General features: G+C 68.8%; 1 protein-coding gene. It reads right to left on the reverse strand.

All coding sequences use genetic code 11. The annotated features are described in order from the left end of the window. A partial coding sequence (locus tag QM841_RS42755; RefSeq protein WP_283336776.1) for a non-ribosomal peptide synthetase occupies nucleotides 1-3,578 on the reverse strand: 3,578 nt, incomplete at both ends.

Consider the following 3,578-nt stretch of genomic DNA (forward strand, 5'->3'; position numbering starts at 1 on the left):
TGGTGGTGTCGTATTGGTTGAGGAACCAGATGCGTTGCTGGGCTGGCGATAACGGCACGAACTCGGGTTGGGGCCCCGGAGTGGGCACCGGCAGCGCGGCGTCGTTCGAGTCGTGGTCGAGGTGGGTGGACAGGACTCGCGGTGTCCGGTCCTCGAACAAGGTCCGGACGTCGATGTGGGTATGCAGCGTCGAATTGACCCGCGCCACCACCCGGGTCGCCGTCAGCGAGTTCCCGCCCGCCTCGAAGAAGTTGTCGTCGACACCGATGTGCTCGAGCCCCAGAACGGCCGCGAATGCGTTCGCGACGGTCTCCTCGACCGGCGACGTCGGTCGGTGCGCGGGATCGGCCGGGGAGTCGAACCGCGGATCGGGCAGCGCGGCGCGATCGAGTTTGCCGACCGGGGTCAGCGGGATCCGGTCGATCGGCACGATCGCGCCGGGCACCATGTGCACCGGAAGTCGTTCGGTGAGATAGGCAGAGAGTCGTGCCGGGTCGAGCTCCGCGGAACCGACGACATAGGAAACGAGGATCGGGTCCCCGGCGGGCCCGGTGCGGGTGAGTGTCGCGGCGTATTCCACGTCCGGGTGGGCGCCGAGGACGGCGTCGATCTCGCCGGGTTCGATGCGGAACCCGCGCACCTTCACCTGGAAGTCGGCCCGGCCGAGGTACTCGACCACCCGACCGCCGGACGTGTCGGCGATCCAGCGGACGATGTCGCCGGTCCGGTACATCCGCTCGCCCGCCCGCCCGTATGGAGCGGCGACGAAGCGTCCGGCGGTCAGCCCCGGCCTCCGGTGGTATCCGCGGGCCAGACCCGGCCCGGCGATGTACAACTCACCCGGAACACCGTCCGGGACCGGCTGCAACCGCGCATCCAGCACCACTTCCTCCGCACCGGCGATCGGGCCGCCGATCGTCACGTCGGACCCGGGTGCGAGCGGCGCGCTGATGTTGGACATCACGGTGGTTTCGGTGGGGCCGTAGCCGTTCCGCAGAGCACGGCCACGGGACCACCGGGTCACCAGACCGGGCGGACACGCTTCTCCGGCCACGAGAATTTCGCCGAACCCGTCGTATCCGTCGAGGTCGTCGGGATCGGCCGAGGCTAGCGCGGCAGTCGGGACGAAGGCATGCGTCACCCGTTCGGCGGCGACGAAGCGGGACAGTTCCGTGCCGCCGACGATGGTCGGCGGGCTGATCACCAGAGTCGCGCCACCGCCGAACGCCAGTAGATAGTCGAACACCGATCCGTCGAACGAGGGCGACGAGAAGTGGAGCACGCGCGAGTGCCGCCCCGGACCGAGGCCGGCCGCCTGCGCCGCGGCCAGCGTGGCCAGCCCGCGGTGCGGAACCACCACGCCTTTCGGGACACCGGTCGATCCGGACGTGTAGATCAGGTACGCGGGATGGTCGGGTCGCAATGGCCGGCGGCGATCGGCGTCACCGAGGGCGCCGCTCGACTGTTGTTCGACCGTCGTGATCGTCCCGGGTTCGTCCAGGACGAGCCACGGCACCGTGTCCGGGAGCCGCTCACGTTGCGGTGTCAGTGTGACGCCGAGCGCGACACCCGAATCGGCGATCATCTCGGCGATGCGTGCGGCGGGATAGCCCGGGTCGATCGGGACGAAAGCGGCCCCGGTCTTGGTGATCGCCCAGACCGCGAGGACTGACTCGAGGGACCGCGGTATCGCCATGGCAACGTAGCGTTCCGGTCCGGCGCCGTGCGTGATCAGCAGGCGTGCGAGCCGGTTCGACGCCTCGTCGAGGTCGCGGTAACTCACCGCGCGACTGGAATCCTCGAGCGCGACGGCGTCCGGATCGAGGGCTGCGGCGTCGGTGACGATCGCGGCGAGCGTGCGGGTGGCGGGTGCGGGACCGCCGCGCACGGGCGCGAGCGCACGGAACTCGTCGTCGCCGAGAAGCCGCACCGACGCGACGGTCGTGTCCGGTGCCGTCGCGATGACGTCCAGAGCCCGGCACATGCGTGCCGCGATCGCCTCGGTGTCGTTGCGGCTGAGGAACCCCGGCAGAAACTCGAACTTGAGGTGGAGTGTGGTGTCGGTGGTGGTGGCGAGTGCGAGGGGGTAGTGGGTGGCGTCGGTGGCGGAGGTGGTGGTGATGGTGAGGTCGGTGGGTGGGGTGGTGGTGTGGTGGGGGTAGTTCTCGTGGACGGTGATGGTGTCGAAGGTGGTGGCGTGGGGGTTGGGGATGTGGGTGAGGGGGAGGTGGTGGTGGTCGAGGAGTTGTGTGTGGGTGGTGTGGGTGCGTGTGAGGAGGGTGGTGAGGGTGTCGGTGGGGTGGAGGGTGATGCGGACGGGGATGGTGTTGATGAAGAGTCCGATCATGGTTTCGATGCCGGGGATGTGGGGTGGGCGTCCGGAGACGGTGGTGCCGAAGGTGATGTCGGTGGTGCCGGTGTGGGTGGCGAGGACGAGGGCCCAGGCGGTGTCGATGATGGTGTGGAGGGTGAGGTCGTGGGTGCGGGCCACGGTCCGCAACGCATCGGTGTGCTCCCTTGACAGCGAGACCCGATACTCCTCGGGGAACGTGGATGGGACGCGGCCGCGCGCGGACGGCACCAGGATCGTCGGTTCTTCCAGTCCGTCGAGGACGTCGGCCCACGCGGCCCGGCTCTCCTCGAGTGACTGCTGGGTGAGCCACTCCAGGTAGCGGCGATACGGGAGGGGTCGAGGCACAGCGCCGGGGTCGGCGTGGTGCTCGTACAACTGGAGGAGTTCGTGCAGGAGAAGTGGCGTCGACCAGCCGTCGAGCAGGATGTGGTGATGAGTGAGGGCGACCTGGTGGTGGGTCGGTCCGTGCGTGATCAGCGTGAGCCGGAGCAGGGGTGGCGCGGTCAGGTCGAACGCGGTGGTGCGGTCGGCGGTGACGATGTCGTGAGCGACCGTCGCGTCACGCTCGTCGCGGAGATCGTGGTGATTCCAGGGAAGTATTGCAGGAGTGACGATTTGAATCGGGGTGCCGTCGTGAGTGTGTCCGAAAGCGGAGCGGAGGTTCGGGTGGCGGCCGAGAAGGGTGTCCGCGGCGTCGCGGAGACGGTCGGGATCGAGGGGTCCGTCGATGTCGAGGACGAGTTGGACGACGTAAGTGTCGAGGGCCTGGCTGGTCAGTTCGTGGTGGAACAGGAGACCGGCCTGCAAGGGGGTGAGGGGCCAGACGTCGGTGAGGGTGGGGTAGTGGTGGTGGAGTGCGTCGAGGGCGGGTTGGTCGAGGTGGACGAGGTCGAGGTCGCTGGGGGTGAGCCGGCCGGCGCCGGGTCGGCTGATGTGGTCGGCGAGGGCGGTGAGCGCTTCGGTCCACAGCTCGGTGAGCTCGGTGACGTCGGCCGCCGGCAGCACACCGGGCGGATACACCCAGGTGGCGCGCAGGATCGGGGCGCCGCCTGACTCGTAGACGTAGGCATTGACGTCGAGAATCGCTGCGACGGGCACGTTTCCGAGGATCGTGGTGTCGAACTCGATGCTGGTTATCGGTTCCCAGCCGGCACCGTTCGAGAGCCGGTGCGGCGGGTGGTCGAACCGGCCGAGGTAGTTGAGGGTGATTTGGGGTTGGGGGAGG

The organism is Rhodococcus sp. IEGM 1307 (assembly GCF_030056915.1).
In the GTDB taxonomy this organism is placed as follows: Bacteria; Actinomycetota; Actinomycetes; order Mycobacteriales; family Mycobacteriaceae; genus Rhodococcus_F; species Rhodococcus_F opacus_D.